This window comes from [Mycobacterium] fortunisiensis, assembly GCF_019050325.1.
GTDB classification, from domain to species: domain Bacteria; phylum Actinomycetota; class Actinomycetes; order Mycobacteriales; family Mycobacteriaceae; genus Mycobacterium; species Mycobacterium fortunisiensis.
In genome coordinates this window covers 12,254-33,126 of record NZ_VOMB01000022.1, presented here as the reverse complement: position 1 = coordinate 33,126, position 20,873 = coordinate 12,254, and the positions used below count along the sequence as shown (strand labels likewise).

The window sequence follows — 20,873 nt, the reverse complement described above, 5'->3', positions numbered from 1 at the left end:
GATCAAAGGAGCTCGTCTCAATGGCTGCGCCCGCGAGGCAGTTGCACCTCAACGCATTCCTGCGCAACATCGGCCAACACGAAGCAGCGTGGCGCCTCCCCGAGACAGATCTGTCGGGCATCACCGATATCGCGCACTACATCGACCTGGCCCGCATCGCCGAGCGGGGCAAGCTCGACGCGGTCTTCTTCGCCGATCATCCAGTTTTGAAGGACAAGACCGAGTTTCGGCCCTTCGATGCGCTCGACCCGGTCACCCTCGTCGCGGCGCTGGCCGGCGCCACCACCAACGTCGGGCTGATCGCGACCGCGTCCACCACCTACAACGATCCCTACGGATTGGCGCGCCGGTTTGCCACGCTCGACCATGTGAGCCGGGGCCGGGCCGGCTGGAATGTGGTGACGACGGCCAACGCCGCGGCGGCCGCCAACTTCGGTGTGCCCAACCACCCCGATCCCGCGGACCGGTACCGGCGCGCCGACGAGTTCCTGCACGTCGCGTTGCAGTTGTGGGACAGCTGGGCCGACGACGCGATCATCGGGGACAAGGTCGCTCCGCGTTTCGTGGATCCGGCCAAGATTCACGCGATCGAGCATTCCGGGCCGTACTTCCAGGTGGCCGGACCGCTGGAGGTGCCGCGTTCCCCCCAGGGGCACCCGGTGCTGTTCCAGGCCGGATCTTCGGAGCCGGGAAAGGATCTGGCCGCCAAGTACGCCGAGGCCATCTTCACCGCGCAACCCACGTTGGACGAGGCCCGTGACTTCTATCGTGACGTCAAGGCCCGCGTCGGCCGGTACGGCCGCAACCCTGACCAGGTACATGTCCTGCCCGGGTTGTCGGCGATCATCGGCGGTACCGAGGCCGAGGCCCGCCGGCGGCAACGCGAACTCGAAGAGCTGACCGTGCCGGATTACGGGCTCGATCAGTTGAGCGCCATCGTCGGTTTTGCCGTCACCAAGGACGATCTCGACCGCACGCTGAGCTTCCCGACCGAGGATCCGGGCGACACGTTCATCAAGAGTCGGCTCGGTCTGGTGAAACGGTTGGTGGAAACCGAGAACCTCACCGTCCGTGAGCTGTTGCTGCGGCTCAGCAGCGGTCGGGGGCATCGCTTGTTCGCCGGCACCCCCGAACAGGTCGCCGACACTATCGAGGAATGGTTCACCACCGGCGCGGCCGACGGATTCAACCTCATCCCGCCGGCATTGCCGTCCTCGCTGACTGACTTCGTCGACCACGTCGTGCCGGAGTTGCAGCGCCGCGGCCTGTTCCGCGCGGAGTACACCGGCACTACGCTGCGTGACCACCTCGGCCTGGACCGGCCGGCCAACCGATTCACCACCGGCGCGGACGCCCCCGTGTCGGCGGCGAGCTGACAGAGGACCTGATATGCGTAATCCATTGCTGCCCTTGGCGCGCGTCGTCCTGGTCGCCGGTATGGTCGGTGCCCTGGTGTCCGGCTGCCAGTCGTCGGGGTCCGGCTCGTCGGGTGCCGGCGCACTGTCCGCCGATGCGCCGATCCCGGTGGCGGTCCCCGCGGGCACCAGTCTGGTGGTGGCCGACGACGCCAACCGGCTCAAGACCTTGTTCGCGCTGTCAGGTGAGCAGGACAAGCTCACCGCCGACGTCAGCTACGCCAACTTCAGCAGCGGACCGTTGCGGCTGGAGGCGATCCGGTCGGGCAACGCACAATTGGGCCGGGTCGGCGACGTCCCACCGATCCTCGCGCACTTCTCGGACGCCGGCGTGCCGATCGTCGGCGCGGTGAAGCACGACGGCAACAGTCTGGTGCTGGCCACCTCGCCCGGCTCGGGCATCACGTCCCTGAAAGATCTGGCCGGCAAGAAGATTGCGATCAACGAAGGCACCGCGCAGCAGGCAGTGGTGTTGCGCAACCTCAAATCCGTCGGACTGAGCATCAAGGACGTGCAACCGATCAATCTGGGGTTGGCCGAGTTCGCCGACGGCCTGCGTGCCGATCAGGTCAATGCCGCGGTGCTCAAGCAGCCGGATCGGGTGCGTTACCTCACCTCGACGCAGGGGGAGGGGAGTACCGAAATCCCCAATGCCCCGGGCGCTTACCCCGGTCTGTACTACGTCTACGCCAGCGAGGAAGCGCTGTCAGATCCGGGCCGGGCCGCCGCGATCCGCGAGTTCGTCATCGGCTGGTACCGCGCCGAGCAGTGGCTCAACGATCACAAGCAGACATGGATCGACGAGTATCTGATCAACGATCAGAAGGTCAGCCCGGCCGACGCCCGGGCGATCGCCGAAGCCGACGGACACTCGTCGGTGCCCGGATTCACCGACGAGCTGATCAACACCCAGCAGGAGACCATCGACCTGCTGCAGCAGGCCGGCGCCTTCCCCGGGGTACGGCTGGAAGCCAAGGACGAATTCGATTCCCGGTTCGCCGATCTCAACGCGAACTCGGCGGGTGGCCAGTGACCGCTGTGCACACGGCTCCGGAGACGAAACCGGAATCCACTGCCGCGCAACGGCAGGACTATCCGCACCTGGAGCACCGGACCGGCACCGAGCGACGACGGCGGCTGGGGCCCGGCCGGGCGATCCCGGCGTCGCTGGCGATCGGCCCGCTCGCGCTCGTGGCCATCTGGATCGTCGCCTCGCAACTGGGCATCCTCGATCCGCGCACCCTACCGCCGCCGCTCGACATCGCGCGCACAGTGGGCGCGATGTGGTCGGACGGCCGCTTGCCCACGAACATCCTGGCCTCGCTCAAACTGGCGTCGATCTCACTGGCCATCGGTGTGGCACTGGGCCTGGCGCTGGCATTGATCTCGGGGCTGAGCCGCATCGGAGAAGCCGTTGTCGACGGGCCGATCCAGGTCAAGCGGGCGGTACCGACCCTGGCCATCATCCCGCTGGCGATCATCTGGTTCGGCATCGGCGACACCATGAAGATCATCATCATCGCCACCAGCGTGCTGATCCCCGTTTACATCAACACCACAGCACAGCTCAAGGGTGTCGACCTGCGTCACGTCGAACTCGCCGAAACCGTCGGACTGTCCCGCAGTCAGTTCATCCGCAAGGTAGCCATCCCCGGCGCGCTGCCCGGGTTCTTCACCGGGCTGCGGCTCGCGGTCACCATCTCGTGGACGGCGCTGGTGGTCGTCGAGCAGGTCAACGCCACCAGCGGCATCGGCTACCTGATGACCCAGGCGCGGCTGTACGGCCAGTTGGACATCGTCGTGGTCGGGTTGTTGGTCTATGCGGTGTTCGGGCTCACCGGCGACTACGTGGTGCGGGCCATCGAGAGGAGGGCCCTGTCGTGGCGACGCGCACTGGGAACCTGACCGACGAGGTGGCCATCGTCCGGCAGCTGAGCAGATCCTTCGGTGGCACAACGGTTCTGGACGGCATCGAGCTGACGATTCGCCAAGGCGAATTTGTCGCACTGTTGGGACGCAGCGGCTCGGGCAAGAGCACTCTGCTGCGTGCCCTGGCCGGCCTCGACCACGGCGTGGCCGGGACGGGGGACCTGTTCGTCGCCCGTGATGTGTCGGTGGTGTTTCAGGATTCCCGGCTGCTGCCGTGGTCACGCGTGCTGGACAACGTGGCGCTGGGATTGTCCGGCCGCGACCTCAAACAGCGGGCCAGTGCCGTGCTCGCCGACGTCGGCCTGGCCGGCCGTGAACACGCCTGGCCCTACGAGTTGTCCGGCGGGGAGCAGCAGCGGGTGGCACTCGCGCGCTCGCTGGTGCGCGATCCCGCGCTGCTGCTGGCCGACGAACCGTTCGGGGCGCTCGACGCGCTGACCCGGGTTCGCATGCACCGTCTGCTCAAAGAGCTGTGCGCGAAGTATCAGCCCGGCGTGCTGCTGGTCACCCACGATGTCGACGAAGCGGTGACGCTGGCCGACCGGGTGCTCGTGCTGGACGGCGGATCCTTCGTCGTCGACCGGCAGCTGGATTTCCACTCGCCGGATGCGCGGACCCACCGCAACCCCGAGTTCATCGCCCATCGTGAGGCGCTGCTGACCGCGCTCGGGGTGGGGGACAAGCCGTAGACAGATCAGTGGTGACCCGCTGTGTACGGGTCACCACTGATGTGAGGTGGGGCGGGGAGGTTTACTCCCCACCACCACCGCGCGTTGTTGGCCTGGCTTGCGTTGGAGCCACTGTATACCTCGCCAGCAGTTTGCTAAAGGGTTGTTTGCAGGCGCGAATATCCGTCTTCAAGATCTCTTCGGTAGGGGGGCTATGGTTTGCCGATCGAGGATTCCTCGTGGGCCAGGTGTTCGGCCAGCAGCGCCCCGGCATTGCGGATGTGCTGAGCCATTGCGGCGCGGGCCTGTTCCGGATCGCCTGCCCGTAGGTGTTCGATGATGGCGCGGTGATCCTGGGCCGAGGCCTCCGGCCAACCTTCCACGGCGGCGAAGAACTTCCGGGGCGCATAGGCCAGCGTGGTCTTGATCAGCCACCGAATTTTGCGTGAGCCACTCTGCCGGTAGATCAACTCGTGGAACTGATGGTTCAGCTGTTCCTCTTCGTCGAAATTGCCTGCGGCCGCGGCGCGTTCGAGTTCGTCCTGGATGCGTTCGAGTTCGTCGACCGCGGTGGGGGTGATGGTCTCGGCGGCGCGGGCGGTGAGCTCACCGCCCAGCAGTGCCTGGGCGTCGTAGATATCGCGGATGTCGTCGATGGACAGCGTGGCCACCATGAAGCCGCGCCGCGGTTCGACCGAGAGGAACCCTTCAGTCTGTAGTTGCAGCAGGCCCTCTCGGGCCGGGGTGGCGCTGACCCCGAGCTCCTCGGCGACGGTCTCGGGGCGGATGAACTGTCCGGACTGCAGCTGCCCCGAGACGATGAGCTCGCGGACATGGGCGGAGACGACGTCGGAGAGCCGCATCGGTGTGCGTCGCTTGTCCATCTGTGTCGTCCTCAGATGTCGAGTCCGCTGCGTTTCACCAATTGCTTGGCGATCACGCCGCGTTGGATCTCGTTGGTACCTTCGCCGACGATCATCAGGGGTGCGTCGCGGAAATAGCGTTCCACGTCGTACTCGGTGGAGTAGCCGTAGCCGCCGTGGATGCGTACCGCGTTGAGCGCGATCTCCATCGCGGTCTCGGAGGCGAACAGCTTGGCCATGCCGGCCTCCATGTCGCAGCGCCCGCCGGCGTCGATCCGCTGCGCGGCGTCGAGCAGAAGGCTGCGTGCGGCATAGAGTTTCGTGCCCATGTCGGCCAGCATGTTGCCGACGGACTGGTGCTGCCAGATCGGCACCCCGAAGCTCTCCCGGTCCTGCGCGTACTGCAGTGCGTCGTCGAAAGCGGCCCGGGCAACCCCGGTTGCCCTGGCGGCGACCTGAATTCGGCCGACCTCGAGCCCCTTCATCATCTGGGCGAAGCCACGGCCCTCCACGCCGCCCAGCAGCGCATCCGAATCCACGTGACAGTCAATGAAGTTCAGCTCACAGCTCTCCACGCCCTTGTAGCCGAGCTTCGGCAGGTCTTTGGACACCTCAAAGCCGGGGACCTTCTCGACCAGCAGGATCGACACCCCCTTGTGGGCCGGGGAGGCAGTGGGATCGGTCTTGCACAACAGTGCGACGAGACCGGATTTTCGGGCGTTGCTGATCCAGGTTTTCGATCCGTTGATCAGGTAGCCGGTCTCGTCCTTGGCGGCGACGGTACGCATGGCCTGCAGATCGGAGCCGCCGCCGGGTTCGGTGAGCGCCATCGTGGCACGTAGCTCACCGGTGGCCATCCGGGGCAGGTATTTCTGCTTCTGTTCGTCGGTGCCGAACTGCAACAGGAGTTTGGAGACGACGGTGTGTCCGCCCATCGCGCCGGCCAGGCTCATCCAGCCGCGGGCGAGTTCCTCGGTGACCTGGGCATAGCACGGCGTCGACACCGCCGCGAAGCCGTAGGGCTCGGGGATCGCCAACCCGAAGATGCCCATCTCCTTCATCGCCTCGATGAGCTCTTCGGGATAGGTGTTGGCGTGTTCGAGCTCGCGGACCACTGGGCGGATCTGCTTGTCGACGAAGTCGCGGACGGTACTGACGATGGCCTGCTCTTCGGCGGACAGGGTGATCACTGCGGCATCCTTTCCCAGAACTCTATGGAAAATACTCCATAGAGTGTGGGTGCAGGCGATCGCGGGGCCACCCGCTCACGTGCGTAGCGCCATGGCGATTTTCCGGCCGTTTTTCCGCCACCACGCAACGAACGCGATGCTTAGTGGATTGGGCCGCTGCGGCCTGTGACGGCGAAGTAGTGGCCGGCGGTGCGATCATGGAACGTCTGACTGGTGGCTGAATTGCCAAATCGATACTGCCGCCGCTTGGCGATCGGACCGAGCCCGTGATGAAAATCGTCACTGACCTGCGAAAATGGAGTGCCCCCGGCAGGATTCGAACCTGCGGCCTTCTGCTCCGGAGGCAGACGCTCTATCCCCTGAGCTACGGGGGCGCGGGGCTGAAGATCAGCTGCGCCGATTGGGCTTGCATAGCGTAGCGCATGGAAGCGTGAATACGGATTCGGGGCGCGGGGACCCCAGACCATAGGATGGACCCTCGTGACCCCCGCCGACCTCGCCGAGCTGCTCAAGGCCACTGCCGCCGCAGTGCTGACCGAACATGACCTGGACGCCTCCGCGCTGCCCGACACCGTCACGGTCGAGCGCCCGCGCAACCTTGAGCACGGCGACTACGCGACCAACCTCGCGCTGCAGCTCGGCAAGAAGGTCGGGGTCAATCCGCGCGAGCTGGCCGGCTGGCTGGCCACCGCGCTGACTGCGGCCGACGGTATCGCGGCCGCCGAGGTCGCCGGTCCCGGCTTCGTCAACCTGCGCATCGAGGCCTCGGCGCAGGGAGTCATCGTCACCAACGTGCTCAATGCCGGCGCGGCATATGGCAACTCCACCGAGCTGAACGAAAAGATCAACCTGGAGTTCGTCTCGGCCAACCCGACCGGGCCCATCCACATCGGTGGCACCCGTTGGGCCGCCGTCGGCGACGCGCTGGGCCGGCTGCTGACCACCCAGGGCGCCGACGTCACCCGCGAGTACTACTTCAACGACCACGGCGCTCAGATCGACCGGTTCGCCCGCTCGCTGGTGGCCGCGGCCAAGGGGGAGCCCGCCCCCGAGGACGGCTACGCCGGCACCTATATCAACGACATCGCCGCGGCCGTGCTGGCCAAGCGACCCGACGTGATGAGCCTGCCCGCCGACGAACAGCAGGAGACCTTCCGCGAGATCGGGGTGGACCTGATGTTCACCCACATCAAGGAATCGCTGCACGAGTTCGGCACCGACTTCGACGTGTACACCCACGAAGATTCGATGCACACGTCCGGCCGTGTCGACCAGGCCATCGCCAAGCTGCGCGAGACCGGCAACATCTACGAGAAGGACGGCGCAACCTGGTTGCGCACCACCGAGTTCGGTGACGACAAGGACCGCGTCGTGATCAAGAGCGACGGCAACGCCGCCTACATCGCCGGCGACCTGGCCTACTACCTCGACAAGCGCCAGCGCGGGTTCGACCTGTGCATCTACATGCTCGGTGCCGACCACCACGGCTACATCGCCCGGCTCAAGGCCGCCGCCGCGGCGCTGGGCGATGATCCCGACACCGTCGAGGTGCTGATCGGTCAGATGGTCAACCTGGTCCGCGACGGCCAGCCGGTGCGGATGAGCAAGCGCGCCGGCACCGTCATCACCCTCGACGACCTGGTCGAGGCGATCGGCGTCGACGCCGCGCGGTACTCACTGATCCGCTCCTCGGTGGACACCCCGATCGACATCGATCTGGCCCTGTGGTCCAGCGCGTCCAACGAGAACCCGGTCTACTACGTGCAATACGCGCACGCCCGGCTCTCGGCACTGGCCCGCAACGCCGCCGACCTCGGCGTCACCGCCGACACCGCCCACCTGGATCTGCTGACCCACGAAAAAGAGGGAATCCTGATCCGCAACCTCGGGGAGTTCCCCCGGGTGCTCAAAGCTGCTGCCGCACTGCGTGAACCGCACCGGGTGTGCCGCTACCTGGAGGATCTGGCCGGTGATTACCACCGGTTCTACGACGCCTGCCGGGTGCTGCCGCAGGGCGACGAAAAGCCAGGTGATCTCAATTCGGCACGGCTTGCGCTGTGTGAGGCCACCCGTCAGGTGATCGCCAACGGCCTGGCCATTCTCGGTGTGACCGCTCCGGAGCGGATGTGAACGCGCACCCCGCCGGCCCCCGGCACGCCGAGGACACTCGCCACCCCAGCCCTCTCGCCCAGCCGCAGAGTCCCGACGAGATCCTGCTGCTCGCCCCGAATGTCTGGCCGCGCAACCTGGTCCGTGGTGCGGACGGGGTGGTGACGATCGCCGGGGTGTCGGTGACCGCGCTGGCCGCCGAATACGGGACCCCGCTGTTCGTCATCGACGAGGACGACTTCCGGTCGCGGTGTCGCGACATCGCCGCGGCATTCGGCGGCGGCGATCATGTGCACTACGCCTCCAAGGCGTTCCTATGCACCGAGATCGCCCGCTGGGTCGAGGCCGAAGGCCTGTCGCTCGACGTGGCGACCGGGGGAGAGCTGGCTGTGGCCCTGCACGCGGACTTCCCGCCGGAGCGGATCACGGTGCACGGCAACAACAAATCGATCGACGAACTGACCACCGCGGTCAAGGCCGGGGTCGGGCACATCGTGCTGGACTCCGAGATCGAGATCGAGCGCCTTGATGCCATCGCCGGTGCGGCCGGCGTCGTCCAGGATGTGTTGGTGCGGGTGACCCCCGGCGTCGAGGCGCACACGCACGAGTTCATCTCCACCGCGCACGAGGACCAGAAGTTCGGTCTCTCACTGGCCAGCGGCGCAGCGATGGACGCGGTGCGCAAGGTCTTCGCCACCGACAACCTGCGCCTGGTCGGATTGCACTGCCATGTCGGTTCGCAGATCTTCGACGTGGCCGGATTCGAGGTGGCCGCCCACCGGGTGATCGGTCTGCTGCGCGACGTGGTGTCCGAATTCGGTGTCGAGAAGACCTCGCAGATGTCGGTCATCGACCTCGGCGGCGGTCTCGGCATTTCCTATGTGCCACAGGATGATCCACCGCCGATGCAGGAGCTGGCCGACAAGCTCAAGGCCATCGTCAAAAGCGAGTCCGAGGCCGTCGGCCTGCCCACCCCGAAGCTGGTGGTGGAGCCGGGCCGCGCGATCGCCGGACCGGGCACGGTCACGCTCTACGAGGTCGGCACCGTCAAAGACGTGGCGATCAGCGCCACCGCGCAGCGGCGCTACGTCAGTGTCGACGGCGGCATGAGCGACAACATCCGCCCCGCCCTGTATGACGCCGAGTACGACGCGCGACTGGTGTCGCGCCACAGCGATGGCGCGCCGGTGCTGGCGCGGATCGTCGGGAAGCACTGCGAGACCGGCGACATCGTCGTCCGTGACACCTGGGTATCCGATGACATCGCCCCCGGCGACCTGCTGGCGGTTGCCGCCACCGGCGCCTACTGCTACTCGATGTCGAGTCGGTACAACCTGCTGTGCCGGCCCGCCGTGGTGGCCGTGAAGGACGGCAAGGCGCGGTTGGTGCTCCGTCGGGAGACCGTCGACGATCTGTTGAGCCTGGAGGTGAGTGGTCAATGAGTGAGAAGCCCATCGGCGTAGCGGTACTGGGCCTGGGCAACGTCGGTAGCGAAGTCGTGCGGATCATCGAAGAGACCGCTGCCGACCTCGAAGCCCGCATCGGCGCACCGCTGCAGGTGCGTGGCATCGGGGTGCGCAAGGTGTCGGCTGACCGCGGCGTGCCCGAAAAGCTGCTCACCGACGACATCATCGAGCTCGTGTCGCGCGACGACGTTGACATCGTGGTGGAGCTGATGGGCCCGGTGAAACCGGCGCGCAAAGCCATCCTGGCTGCGCTCGAGCAGGGCAAGTCGGTGGTCACCGCAAACAAGGCGCTGATGGCGCAATCCACCGGCGAGCTGGCGCAGGCCGCCGAAAAGGCGCGCGTCGACTTGTATTTCGAAGCGGCGGTGGCCGGGGCGATTCCCGTCATCCGCCCGCTGACCCAGTCGCTGGCCGGTGATTCGGTACTGCGGGTGGCCGGCATCGTCAACGGCACTACCAACTACATCCTGTCCGAGATGGACAGCACCGGAGCCGATTACAACTCAGCACTGGCCGATGCCAGTGCGCTGGGCTATGCCGAGGCCGATCCCACCGCCGACGTCGAGGGCTACGACGCCGCGGCCAAGGCGGCGATCCTCGCCTCGATCGCCTTCCACACCCGGGTCACCGCCGACGACGTCTATCGCGAAGGCATCACCAAGGTCAGCGCGGCCGACTTCGAGTCCGCCCGCGCCCTAGGGTGCACCATCAAGCTGCTGGCCATCTGTGAGCGGCTCACCACCGATGAAGGCAAACAACGTGTTTCGGCCCGGGTCTACCCGGCGCTGGTGCCGTTGACGCACCCGCTGGCCGCGGTCAACGGCGCCTTCAATGCCGTGGTGGTCGAGGCGGAGGCGGCCGGACGCCTGATGTTCTACGGCCAGGGCGCCGGGGGAGCGCCGACGGCCTCGGCCGTGATGGGCGATGTGGTTATGGCCGCGCGCAACCGGGTCCAGGGTGGTCGCGGTCCCCGGGAATCCAAGTACGCCAAGTTGCCGATCGCCCCGATCGGCTTCATCCCCACCCGCTACTACGTCAACATGAACGTCTCGGACCGGCCCGGCGTGTTGTCCGCTGTGGCAGCCGAATTCGCCAAGCGTGAAGTCAGCATCGCCGAGGTGCGCCAGGAAGGCATGGTCGACGAGGAGGGGCAGCCCTGCGGCGCCCGCATCGTGGTGGTCACCCACCAGGCCACCGATGCCGCGCTGTCGGAGACCGTCGAGGCGCTGGCCGATCTCGATGTGGTGCAGACCATCAACAGTGTGCTGCGTATGGAAGGAACGAACGCATGAACCCCGGGACGCAAGGCAAGACCAGCGCGGGGCCGGTGCACCGGCCCTGGCCGGGTTTGATCGAGGCCTACCGCGATCGGCTGCCGGTCGGCGACAACTGGACTCCGATCACCTTGCTCGAGGGCGGTACGCCGCTCATCCATGCCAAGCGGCTGAGCGAACAGACCGGCTGCACAGTGCATCTGAAGGTCGAGGGGCTCAACCCGACGGGGTCGTTCAAGGACCGCGGCATGACCGTGGCGGTCACCGAGTCGCTGGCCCGTGGCCAGCAGGCCGTGCTGTGTGCCTCCACCGGCAACACCTCGGCCTCGGCCGCGGCGTACGCGGCTCAGGCCGGGATCACCTGTGCGGTGCTGATCCCGCAGGGCAAGATCGCGATGGGCAAGCTGGCGCAGGCCGTCATGTACGGCGCCAAGATCATTCAGGTCGACGGCAACTTCGACGACTGCCTGGAACTGGCCCGCAAGATCACCGCGGACTTCCCGACCATCGCGCTGGTGAACTCGGTCAACCCGTACCGCATCGAAGGGCAGAAGACCGCGGCGTTCGAGATCGTCGACGCGCTGGGCGTCGCCCCGGACGTGCACTCGCTGCCGGTGGGCAACGCGGGCAACATCACCGCCTACTGGAAGGGCTACTCCGAGTACCACCGCGACGGCCTGACCGAGCGGTTGCCCCGCATGCTGGGCACCCAGGCTGCCGGTGCCGCCCCGCTGGTGCTGGGGGAGCCGGTGAAGGAGCCCGAGACCATCGCCACCGCGATCCGGATCGGGTCGCCGGCCTCGTGGTCCGGCGCGGTCGAGGCCCAGCAGCAGTCCAAGGGCCGGTTCCTGGCGGCCACCGACGAGGAGATCCTGGCCGCGTATCACCTGATCGCCCGTAGCGAAGGGGTGTTCGTCGAGCCCGCCTCGGCGGCCAGCGTGGCCGGGCTGCTCAAGTCGATCGAGGACGGCTGGGTCAAGCGAGGCTCGACGGTGGTCTGCACGGTCACCGGCAACGGCCTCAAGGATCCCGACACCGCACTCAAGGACATGCCCACCGTCACCGCGGTGCCGGTCGATCCGGTCGCCGTCGTCGCCAAGCTCGGACTGGTCTGAGCCTGGTGAACAGCACCCTGCCTGCCGGGCTCACCGCCACTGCGGTCGTCGCAGCTTCCAGCGCCAATCTCGGCCCGGGTTTCGACAGCCTGGGGCTGGCGCTCAGCCTGTACGACGAGATCATCGTCGAAACAACCGATTCCGGTCTGCAGCTGGAAGTCGAGGGCGAGGGTGCCGGCCAGGTTCCACTGGATGCGACGCATTTGGTGGTGCGGGCCATCGAAGCGGGTTTGCGAGCCACCGGGCATCGTGCGGCCGGTCTGATCGTGCGCTGCCACAACGAGATTCCGCATTCGCGTGGGCTCGGCTCGTCGGCCGCTGCGGTCGTCGGCGGTCTGGCTGTGGTCAATGGTCTTGTGGCGCAAGCGGGTTCAGATCCCATGAGTGAAGAGCGGCTGATCCAGCTGGCCGGCGAGTTCGAAGGGCATCCGGACAACGCCGCAGCGGCCGTGCTGGGCGGCGCGGTGGTGTCCTGGACCGAGGTCGGGGGAGATGCGGCGCCGCGCTACCGGGCGGTGCCGGTTCAGGTGCATCCGGACATCCGGCTGTTCCCGGCGGTTCCGCAGCAGCGGTCGTCCACGGCCGAGACCCGCGCCGTGCTGCCCGAGCAGGTCAGCCACCTCGACGCCCGGTTCAACCTCAGCCGGGCGGCACTGCTGGTGGTGGCGTTGAGTGAGCGGCCCGATTTGTTGATGACCGCCACACAGGACGTGCTGCATCAGCCGCAGCGCGCCGCGGCGATGCCGGCCTCGGCGGAATATCTCCAACTGCTGCGGCGTTGTGGGGTGGCAGCAGTGCTGTCCGGCGCCGGACCTACGGTTCTCGGACTGAGTTCGCAGGTCGGACTGCCTGATGAAGCCATCGAATACGGCACTGCGCACGGGTTCAACATCAGGGAAATGTCGGTCGGAGCGGGCGTCCGTTGGACGTCGGGTGTGGCCGCGAAGAACTGATGGTGGCCGACACGGGAAGCGGCGAACGCCACACGCCCAGCATGGGCGTTGCTTGATTACTTCACCAAAGCGGGCTATTCTCGCTCTCGTCCAGCACTCGCAGGGTCTCTGCCTGCGTCGACACCAGGACGACCACCCAATCTTCTTGTGTTCTACTCGTGGACTGATGGTTCGCCGTATATCGGCGAATCCTGGCGATCGCCGTTGCGCAGGCGACGGTGTGAGCTACGCGCTCAGCGGTATGGCTGAACGCGCATCGACCTTTGGGGAACCCTCGCCCGACTCGTGAGCGAGGGAAAGAAAGGAAATCCGTGACAGATACGGACCTCTTCACGGCTGACAGCGCCAATGGCACTGGGGATTCAACGAACGCCGTGACATCTGAAAGTACTGACGCCGCGGGCACCGCGGCGCCGGCTGCTGCCTCTGCGCCCGGATCGGACACCGCGCGGCGCGCCTCGAGCGCCCGTCCCGCGTCGCTGTCGAGCATGGTGCTGCCTGAGCTGCGTGCGCTGGCCAAGGAAATCGGTGTTGAAGGCGCGTCGGGTTTGCGCAAGAGTGAGCTGATCGCAGCCATTCGCGCCCACCGCGGCGAGTCCAACGGCGCCTCCGAGGCGCCGGCTCAAGCTCCTGCCGACGTCCAGCCGGACGCCGCCGCCGAGGCTGCCGAGCAGCCGCCGGCCCGCCGCCGCGAGCGTCGGGGCTCCTCGCGTCAGGCCGGTGCGCCCGTCGACGCCGCCAAGGACGACGCCGGCACCGACTCGGCCCCGGCCGAGGTCAAAGCCGAATCTGCCGAGACCAAAGAGGCCACCCAGGCCAAAGAGGCCCCGGCCAACGCCGCTGAGCAGCCGCGCGAGAAGCAGGCCAAGCAGGAGAAGCGAGACAAGTCGGACAAGCGCGAGAAGCGCGAGCAGTCCGACGACGGCAACAAAGACAGCGGCAACAAGGACAGCGGCAACAAGGACAAGTCGGACGCCAAGCCGGACCGCGACCAGAAGCAGGACCGGCAGGACAAGGACCAGGGCCGTGAGCGGTCCGATCAGTCCGACGATCAGCAGAACCGGGGGTCGAACTCAGGCAACAACAACTCAGGCAACAACGATGACGACGGCGAAGGCCGTCAGGGTCGTCGTGGCCGCCGGTTCCGGGACCGCGACCGTCGCCGTCGTGGCGAGCGCGGCGGCGAGGGCGGTAACGACACCGAGCTGCGTGAGGACGACGTCGTCCAGCCGGTCGCCGGCATCCTCGACGTGCTGGACAACTACGCGTTCGTGCGGACCTCGGGCTACCTGGCCGGGCCGAACGACGTGTACGTGTCGATGAACATGGTGCGCAAGAACGGGCTGCGCCGTGGTGACGCGGTGACCGGTGCGGTGCGGGTGCCCCGTGAGGGCGAAGGCGGCGGTAACAATCCGCGGCAGAAGTTCAACCCGCTGGTGCGCCTCGACAGCGTCAACGGTGGTCCGGTCGAGGCGGCCAAGAACCGGCCCGATTTCACGAAGCTGACCCCGCTGTACCCGAACCAGCGGCTGCGCCTGGAGACCACGCCCGAGCGGCTGACCACGCGCGTGATCGACCTGATCATGCCGATCGGTAAGGGCCAGCGCGCCCTGATCGTGTCGCCGCCGAAGGCCGGTAAGACCACGATCATGCAGGACATCGCCAACGCGATCACCAAGAACAACCCGGAATGCCACCTCATGGTGGTGCTCGTCGACGAGCGTCCGGAAGAGGTGACCGACATGCAGCGCTCGGTGAAGGGTGAGGTCATCGCCTCGACCTTCGACCGCCCGCCGTCAGACCACACCCAGGCCGCCGAGCTGGCGATCGAGCGGGCCAAGCGCCTGGTCGAGCAGGGCAAGGACGTCGTGGTGCTGCTGGACTCGATCACCCGTCTGGGCCGCGCGTACAACAACGCATCGCCGGCCTCGGGTCGCATCCTGTCCGGTGGTGTGGATTCGACTGCGCTGTACCCGCCGAAGCGGTTCCTCGGCGCGGCGCGCAACATCGAACACGGTGGCTCGCTGACCATCATCGCCACCGCGATGGTGGAGACCGGCTCCACCGGTGACACCGTGATCTTCGAGGAGTTCAAGGGCACCGGTAACGCCGAGCTCAAGCTCGATCGCAAGATCGCCGAGCGCCGGGTGTTCCCGGCGGTCGATGTCAACCCGTCGGGCACCCGCAAGGACGAGTTGCTGCTGAGCCCGGACGAGTTCGCGATCGTGCACAAGCTGCGCCGGGTGCTGTCGGGTCTCGACAGCCATCAGGCCATCGACCTGCTGATGAGCCAGCTGCGCAAGACCAAGAACAACTACGAGTTCCTGGTGCAGGTCTCCAAGACCGCTCCGGGCTCGATGGACGTCGACTGACTCACGCCGCGACCAGACAGAAAACTGCCTCTTTTCACGCGAAAAGGGGCAGTTTTCTGTCTGCTCACCGGGTTAGTTGCGTAATCCGGGGATGACGTAGCGGCGGACGTGGGCCAGCACGGCCGCACCGTCGCTGGGATCGAGGGTGTTGCCCGGTACGGTCGCCAACGAGATGATCACCCGCGCAACCCATTCCGACGCTTCGTCGATGTCGACGTCGGCGCGGATCTCGCCGCGGTCGCGAGCCGTCACGAGATAGCGTGACCAGAATTCGGCGAGGTCGGGGACCATGCCCTGGACGCCGGCGCCGGCGCAGGCATTGAACTCGTCGGGTTCATCGGTGCGCAGCTTCAACAGCACCGCACCCGGATCGTCGTAGGCCCGCAGGCCGTTGCCCACGCCCCAGGCGATCTGCTGGTCCAGCCCGTCGATCTGTTCGAGCATGGCGTGGGCCTCCGACCAGAATGCGTCGTTGAGGCGGACGATCGCCGCGCCCAGCAGCGTCGCTTTGTCGGGGAAATGGCGGTACAACCAGCCGCGGGACACCCCGGCGGCCTCGGCCACCTCGGAGACCGTCGTCGCGCGGATCCCTTTTGTCCGCAGACATTCCTCGGCAGCGTCGATCAGTCGATCGCGCACGCTGCGGGGTTCCGTGGTGCTGGTCAACTGTGCTCCTGGCGCTCGGGGAATGGCGGGCGTGGCTCGGTGGTCGATTCTGCGTAGTGATTCTGCCAAGCACGTTTCGTCGCGTGCCAGCGCCATGGTAGACAGTTTTTCTAATCTGTTTACACACTTTTGGGGGTCGGTCGATGGCCGAAACGCTGCAGCAGTTGCTCCGGGAGCGCGAAGGAAGCAACAACATCGCCATCAAGTACGGCGAGCAGACCTGGACCTGGAGCGAGCATGTTGCCGAGGCGAAGGCCCAGGCCGCGGCCCTGATCGGCATGGCCGATCCGCAGCGCCCGCTGCACGTCGGCACCCTGCTCGGCAATACCCCCGACATGCTGACCGCCCTGGCTGCCGCCGCACTCGGTGGCTACGTGGTCTGCGGCATCAACAACACCCGCCGCGGTGCGGCGCTCGCCCGCGACATCGCCCGGGTCCAATGCCAGATCGTGTTGGTCGACGAACAGCACCGGGGACTGCTCGACGGCCTCGACCTGCCCGGCGTCACCGTCGTCGACGTCTCCGACACCGCCTGGTCGGCACCGGAACTCACGCCCCACCGCGAAGTCGGGCCGGACGACACCTTCATGATGATCTTCACCTCGGGCACCAGCGGTGAGCCCAAGGCGGTCCAGGTGCCGCATTCGATCGTGCTGTTCTCCGCCGCCGCGCTGGTGCAGCGTTACGCCCTGACCGAGACGGACACCTGCTACCTGTCCATGCCGCTGTTCCACTCCAACGGCGTGTACGCCGGGTGGGGTGTGGCGCTCAGTTCGGGTGCGGCCATGGCGCCGGCACAGTTCTCCGCATCCGGATTCCTGCCCGACATCCGCCGCTACGGGGCGACGTACATGAACTACGTCGGCAAGCCGCTGGCCTACATCCTGGCCACGCCCGAGCAGCCTGACGACCACGACAATCCGCTGCGGGTGGCATTCGGCAACGAGGCCGCCGACCGCGACATCGACGAGTTCAGCCGCCGGTTCGGCTGCAGCGTGTGGGACGGCTTCGGCTCGACCGAGCTGGCGATCATCATCACCCGCTCCGAGGGCACGCCCCCCGGAAGCGTCGGCCAGGGCTTCCCCGGGGTGGCGATCTACGACCCGGAGACCGTTCAAGAGTGCCCCGTCGCACAGTTCGACGACACCGGGGCCCTGGTCAACGCCGCGGCGGCCACCGGCGAGCTGGTCAACACCAACGGCAGCGGGATGTTCCGCGGCTACCACAACGACCAGGGCGCCACCGATGAGCGGCTGCGCCACGGCGTGTACTGGTCGGGCGATCTGGCCTACCGCGACGCCGACGGCTGGATCTACCTGGCCGGACGCACGGCGGACTGGATGCGGGTGGACGGGGAGAACATCACCGCGGCGCCGATCGAACGAATCCTGTTGCGGCAGCCGCTGGTCAGCCGGGTGGCCGTTTACCCGGTGCCCGACGAGCTGGTCGGCGACCAGGTGATGGCCGCCATCGTGTTGCGCGATGGCAAACAGCTCACACCGGAGCAGTTCTCGGCGTTCCTCGCCGCTCAAGCGGACCTGTCACCCAAGTCTTGGCCCCGGTACGTCTGGTTGGCCGAGGACCTGCCCAGCACCGCGACCAACAAGATCCTCAAGCGTGAGCTGGTGGCGCTCGGCGCCGACCCGACCGGCCGGGTGCTGTGGAAGCGTGACGGGACGGCCTACGCGCAGATTTGAGCCCGTGCCGGTTCGACCCCCGCCGCGCCGGGAATAGCCGCCGGTCATCACGCGTTTAGGCTGCTGACGGTTGACCTGGCATAATTGACCGTCGACCCTCGGTCCCGGTTCACGCCACACACGAGGCGACCCGGGCCAACGAATGAAGAGGAACCATGAAAACAGGCATTCACCCTGAGTATGTCGACACCACGGTGCACTGTGGTTGCGGCAATACTTTCACCACCCGTAGCACCAAGCAGAGCGGCCAGATCGTCGTCGAGGTCTGCTCGCAGTGCCACCCGTTCTACACCGGCAAGCAGAAGATCCTCGACAGCGGCGGCCGCGTGGCCCGCTTCGAGAAGCGGTACGGCAAGCGCAAGCCTGCCGCCGACAAGGCTGCTGCCGACAAGTAGCTACGTCAACAGCGCCCGATCTGTCGCATATGCGCAGATCTGGGCGCTGTTCTCGTTTCCAGGAACGAGTTGGCGGCATAAGTGGAAAGGATGGGCCGACGTGACAGACACCGCTTCTGCCGGATTCCCGGCTCCGCCGGGGCGCGCAATCGAGGCGTTGTTGGCTGAACACGCCGATCTCGAGCGTCAGCTCGCCGACCCCAACCTGCACGCCGACGCCGGGGCCGCCCGCAAGGTGGGCCGGCGCTTCGCCCAGGTGTCGCCGGTGGTGGGCACCTACCGCAAGCTGGAAGCCGCCCGCGGTGATCTGGAGGCGGCCCGCGAGCTGGCCGCCGACGATGACAGCTTCGCCGCCGAGGTGGACGAGCTGACCGCCAAGGTCGCCGAACTCGACGCGCAGCTGACCGATCAACTCGCACCCCGGGACCCCCACGATGCCGACGACATCGTGCTGGAGGTCAAGTCCGGGGAGGGCGGCGAGGAGTCGGCCCTGTTCGCCGCCGACCTGGCCCGGATGTACATCCGGTACGCCGAGCGGCACGGCTGGACGGTCACCGTGCTCGACGAAACATGGTCTGACCTCGGCGGCTACAAGGACGCCACGCTCACCATCGCCGGCAAGGGTGATTCCGCCGACGGCGTCTGGTCGCGGATGAAGTTCGAGGGCGGCGTGCACCGGGTGCAGCGCGTACCGGTCACCGAATCGCAGGGCCGGGTGCACACGTCGGCGGCCGGCGTGCTGGTCTACCCCGAGCCCGACGAGGTCGAGCAGGTCCAGATCGACGAGTCAGACCTGCGCATCGACGTCTACCGATCCTCGGGTAAGGGCGGTCAGGGCGTGAACACCACCGACTCGGCGGTGCGCATCACCCACCTGCCCACCGGAATCGTCGTCACCTGCCAGAACGAACGCTCGCAGCTGCAGAACAAGGCCCGGGCCATGCAGGTGCTGGCCGCTCGGTTGCAGGCACTGGCCGAGGAGCAGGCCTCGGCCGACGCCTCGGCCGACCGCGCCAGCCAGATCCGCACGGTCGACCGCAGCGAACGGATCCGGACCTACAACTTCCCGGAGAACCGGATCGCCGATCACCGGATCAATTTCAAGGCGCACAACCTCGACCAGGTGCTCGACGGTGACATGGATGCGCTCCTCGACGCCCTCGGGGCGGCGGACAAACAGGCCCGGCTCCAGCAGGGGACATGAGCCCGCTGCGGCAGGCGATCGAGGCCGCAGCAGCACGGTTGGCCGCCGTCGGCGTCGCCTCACCGCGGATCGACGCCGAACTGCTGGCCGCGCACGTCGCCGGTGTCGACCGCGGCAGGTTGATGCTGCTCGACGACCCTGGCGAGGGATTCGAGCAGGCCTACGACGAACTCGTCGCCGCCCGGGCCGGCCGGGTCCCGCTGCAACACCTGATCGGCACCGCGCCGTTCGGTCCGTTGACACTGTCGGTGGGCCCCGGGGTGTTCATTCCCCGGCCGGAGACCGAGGCGCTGCTCGAATGGGCCTGTACGCAACAACTTCCGGCAAAACCGCTGATTGTCGACCTCTGCACGGGTTCGGGTGCGTTGGCGTTGGCGCTGGCCGAGCACTGGCCCGGGGCCCGGGTGGTGGCCGTCGAGAACTCGCCCGCCGCCCTGGAATTCGCGCGTCGCAATGCGACAGGTTCCCGCGTCGAGATTGTCGATGCCGATGTCACCGTTGCCGGCCTGCTACCCGAATTCGACGCCCGGGTGGATCTGCTGGTGTCCAATCCGCCCTACATCCCAGCGGACGCGGTGCTCGAGCCGGAAGTGGCCGAACATGATCCCGCACACGCCCTGTTCGGTGGGCCCGACGGTATGGCGGTGATCCGGCCGATCGTCGAACTGGCCGACCGATGGTTGCGTGACGGTGCGCCGTGCGGCGTCGAACACGATGACACCACCGCCGAGCTCTCGGTGGAAGCCTTTGCCGGCAACGGACATTTCACCGGGGTGACCGCGCGCCGGGATCTGGCCGGGCGACCCCGCTTTGTCACCGCGACCCGTATTGCGCGAAGCTGAGTTGCATGCGCGTTGTGCCAGGCGGCGGGAAGAAGGTAGGGCAATATGCCTGAGATGTTCGACTGCGCCGACGCCGAGCAGCGTGCCGTCGGGATCGCCTCGGCGGTCAGTGCGGTCAAAGGCGGCCGGTTGGTGGTGATGCCCACCGACACCGTGTACGGCATCGGTGCCGACGCCTTCGACGCCGAGGCGGTGGGTGCGCTGTTGGCCGCCAAAGGCCGTGGCCGCGACATGCCCGTCGGCGTGCTGGTCGGATCCTGGACCACCATCGACGGGCTGGTCTTCGCGGTGCCACCGGCGGCGCGGGAACTGATCCGGGCGTTCTGGCCGGGCGCCCTGAGTCTGGTTGTGGCGCAGGCGCCGTCATTGCAGTGGGATCTCGGCGACGCCAACGGCAGCGTGATGCTGCGGATGCCGCTGCACCCCGTGGCGATCGAGCTCCTGCGCGAGGTCGGGCCGATGGCGGTGTCCAGCGCCAACGTCTCCGGCCGTCCCGCCGCCGTGACCGCGGCCGACGCCCGCGATCAGCTCGGCGACAGCGTGGAGGTGTACCTCGACGCCGGGCCGGCCGAACGACAGGCCGCCTCCACCATCGTCGACCTCACCGGCCCGGCGCCCCGCATCCTGCGGGAGGGCCCGATCAGCGTCGAGGACGTTGCCCGGGTACTCGACGTGGAACCGTCCACACTCACCACAACGCCTACGGAGTGATCCC

General features: G+C 67.2%; 18 protein-coding genes and 1 tRNA gene. 15 read left to right on the top strand and 4 right to left on the bottom strand.

The annotated features are described in order from the left end of the window. The first annotated feature begins 20 nt into the window (after positions 1–20). Genes FR943_RS19995 through FR943_RS19980 form a run of 4 tightly spaced genes read left to right on the top strand, consistent with a single transcriptional unit; the run spans position 21 to position 4,033 of the window. Positions 21–1,376, top strand: coding sequence for an LLM class flavin-dependent oxidoreductase (locus tag FR943_RS19995; RefSeq protein ID WP_217160007.1), 1,356 nt, complete (start codon positions 21–23; stop codon positions 1,374–1,376). Positions 1,377–1,389: 13 nt separating this feature from the next. Then, entirely contained in the window at positions 1,390–2,448 is a 1,059-nt protein-coding gene (locus FR943_RS19990; RefSeq protein ID WP_246585153.1) for an ABC transporter substrate-binding protein, read from the top strand. Continuing rightward, positions 2,445–3,320, top strand: coding sequence for an ABC transporter permease (locus tag FR943_RS19985; protein WP_372448196.1), 876 nt, complete (start codon positions 2,445–2,447; stop codon positions 3,318–3,320). The genes FR943_RS19990 and FR943_RS19985 overlap by 4 nt, the downstream gene beginning before the upstream one ends. Next, entirely contained in the window at positions 3,296–4,033 is a 738-nt protein-coding gene (locus tag FR943_RS19980) for an ABC transporter ATP-binding protein (RefSeq protein ID WP_217160006.1), read from the top strand. Before FR943_RS19985 ends, FR943_RS19980 begins: the two co-directional genes overlap by 25 nt. A gap of 191 nt (positions 4,034–4,224) precedes the next feature. Here the strand turns inward: FR943_RS19980 and FR943_RS19975 are convergent, their stop codons facing one another. The 3 genes from FR943_RS19975 to FR943_RS19965 form a co-directional block, all read right to left on the bottom strand. Continuing rightward, entirely contained in the window at positions 4,225–4,896 is a 672-nt protein-coding gene (locus tag FR943_RS19975; RefSeq protein ID WP_217160005.1) for a GntR family transcriptional regulator, read from the bottom strand. 11 nt (positions 4,897–4,907) lie between these two features. Then, complete coding sequence (locus FR943_RS19970) at positions 4,908–6,065, bottom strand: acyl-CoA dehydrogenase family protein (protein WP_217160004.1); 1,158 nt, start codon at positions 6,063–6,065, stop codon at positions 4,908–4,910. 301 nt (positions 6,066–6,366) lie between these two features. Next, a tRNA-Arg gene (locus tag FR943_RS19965) sits at positions 6,367–6,439 on the bottom strand. A gap of 106 nt (positions 6,440–6,545) precedes the next feature. Here FR943_RS19965 and argS point away from each other — a divergent pair. The 6 genes from argS (at position 6,546) to rho (ending at position 15,354) form a co-directional block, all read left to right on the top strand. Then, on the top strand, positions 6,546–8,195 hold the full coding sequence (argS, locus tag FR943_RS19960) for an arginine--tRNA ligase (RefSeq protein WP_217160003.1): 1,650 nt from the start codon (positions 6,546–6,548) through the stop codon (positions 8,193–8,195). Further along, entirely contained in the window at positions 8,192–9,616 is a 1,425-nt protein-coding gene (gene lysA, locus FR943_RS19955) for a diaminopimelate decarboxylase (RefSeq protein ID WP_308170612.1), read from the top strand. The genes argS and lysA overlap by 4 nt, the downstream gene beginning before the upstream one ends. Next, positions 9,613–10,932, top strand: coding sequence for a homoserine dehydrogenase (locus FR943_RS19950; RefSeq protein WP_217160002.1), 1,320 nt, complete (start codon positions 9,613–9,615; stop codon positions 10,930–10,932). Before lysA ends, FR943_RS19950 begins: the two co-directional genes overlap by 4 nt. Beyond that, positions 10,929–12,029 (top strand): threonine synthase, encoded by a 1,101-nt coding sequence (gene thrC, locus FR943_RS19945; protein ID WP_217160001.1) that lies wholly within the window; start codon positions 10,929–10,931, stop codon positions 12,027–12,029. The genes FR943_RS19950 and thrC overlap by 4 nt, the downstream gene beginning before the upstream one ends. 5 nt (positions 12,030–12,034) lie before the next feature. Next, on the top strand, positions 12,035–12,982 hold the full coding sequence (thrB, locus tag FR943_RS19940; RefSeq protein WP_217160000.1) for a homoserine kinase: 948 nt from the start codon (positions 12,035–12,037) through the stop codon (positions 12,980–12,982). 311 nt (positions 12,983–13,293) lie between these two features. Continuing rightward, positions 13,294–15,354 (top strand): transcription termination factor Rho, encoded by a 2,061-nt coding sequence (gene rho / locus FR943_RS19935; protein ID WP_217159999.1) that lies wholly within the window; start codon positions 13,294–13,296, stop codon positions 15,352–15,354. A 72-nt stretch (positions 15,355–15,426) separates the two neighbouring features. Here rho and FR943_RS19930 read toward each other — a convergent pair whose 3' ends face one another. Next, entirely contained in the window at positions 15,427–16,020 is a 594-nt protein-coding gene (locus FR943_RS19930) for a TetR/AcrR family transcriptional regulator (RefSeq protein WP_246585152.1), read from the bottom strand. A gap of 143 nt (positions 16,021–16,163) precedes the next feature. On the opposite strand from FR943_RS19930, the gene fadD1 reads away from it, so the two are divergent. The 5 genes from fadD1 (at position 16,164) to FR943_RS19905 (ending at position 20,869) form a co-directional block, all read left to right on the top strand. After that, complete coding sequence (gene fadD1, locus FR943_RS19925; protein ID WP_217159997.1) at positions 16,164–17,717, top strand: fatty-acid--CoA ligase FadD1; 1,554 nt, start codon at positions 16,164–16,166, stop codon at positions 17,715–17,717. Positions 17,718–17,872: 155 nt separating this feature from the next. Further along, positions 17,873–18,112 (top strand): 50S ribosomal protein L31, encoded by a 240-nt coding sequence (rpmE, locus tag FR943_RS19920; RefSeq protein ID WP_217159996.1) that lies wholly within the window; start codon positions 17,873–17,875, stop codon positions 18,110–18,112. Positions 18,113–18,212: 100 nt separating this feature from the next. Beyond that, positions 18,213–19,316: a peptide chain release factor 1 gene (gene prfA / locus FR943_RS19915; protein WP_217159995.1), complete on the top strand. Its 1,104-nt coding sequence runs from the start codon at positions 18,213–18,215 to the stop codon at positions 19,314–19,316. Continuing rightward, positions 19,313–20,158: a peptide chain release factor N(5)-glutamine methyltransferase gene (gene prmC / locus FR943_RS19910; protein ID WP_217159994.1), complete on the top strand. Its 846-nt coding sequence runs from the start codon at positions 19,313–19,315 to the stop codon at positions 20,156–20,158. Before prfA ends, prmC begins: the two co-directional genes overlap by 4 nt. A 45-nt stretch (positions 20,159–20,203) precedes the next feature. Next, the gene (locus FR943_RS19905; protein WP_217159993.1) at positions 20,204–20,869 is read left to right on the top strand and encodes an L-threonylcarbamoyladenylate synthase; all 666 of its coding nucleotides are present in this window, start codon (positions 20,204–20,206) and stop codon (positions 20,867–20,869) included. Positions 20,870–20,873 lie beyond the last annotated feature (4 nt).

Coding starts and splice junctions, on each gene's coding strand:
- FR943_RS19995 (WP_217160007.1), top strand. CDS start 21: ATGGCTGCGCCCGCGAGGCAGTTGCACCTCAACGCATTCCTGCGCAAC.
- FR943_RS19990 (WP_246585153.1), top strand. CDS start 1,390: ATGCGTAATCCATTGCTGCCCTTGGCGCGCGTCGTCCTGGTCGCCGGT.
- FR943_RS19975 (WP_217160005.1), bottom strand. CDS start 4,896: ATGGACAAGCGACGCACACCGATGCGGCTCTCCGACGTCGTCTCCGCC.
- FR943_RS19950 (WP_217160002.1), top strand. CDS start 9,613: ATGAGTGAGAAGCCCATCGGCGTAGCGGTACTGGGCCTGGGCAACGTC.
- thrC (WP_217160001.1), top strand. CDS start 10,929: ATGAACCCCGGGACGCAAGGCAAGACCAGCGCGGGGCCGGTGCACCGG.
- fadD1 (WP_217159997.1), top strand. CDS start 16,164: ATGGCCGAAACGCTGCAGCAGTTGCTCCGGGAGCGCGAAGGAAGCAAC.
- rpmE (WP_217159996.1), top strand. CDS start 17,873: ATGAAAACAGGCATTCACCCTGAGTATGTCGACACCACGGTGCACTGT.
- prmC (WP_217159994.1), top strand. CDS start 19,313: ATGAGCCCGCTGCGGCAGGCGATCGAGGCCGCAGCAGCACGGTTGGCC.
- FR943_RS19905 (WP_217159993.1), top strand. CDS start 20,204: ATGCCTGAGATGTTCGACTGCGCCGACGCCGAGCAGCGTGCCGTCGGG.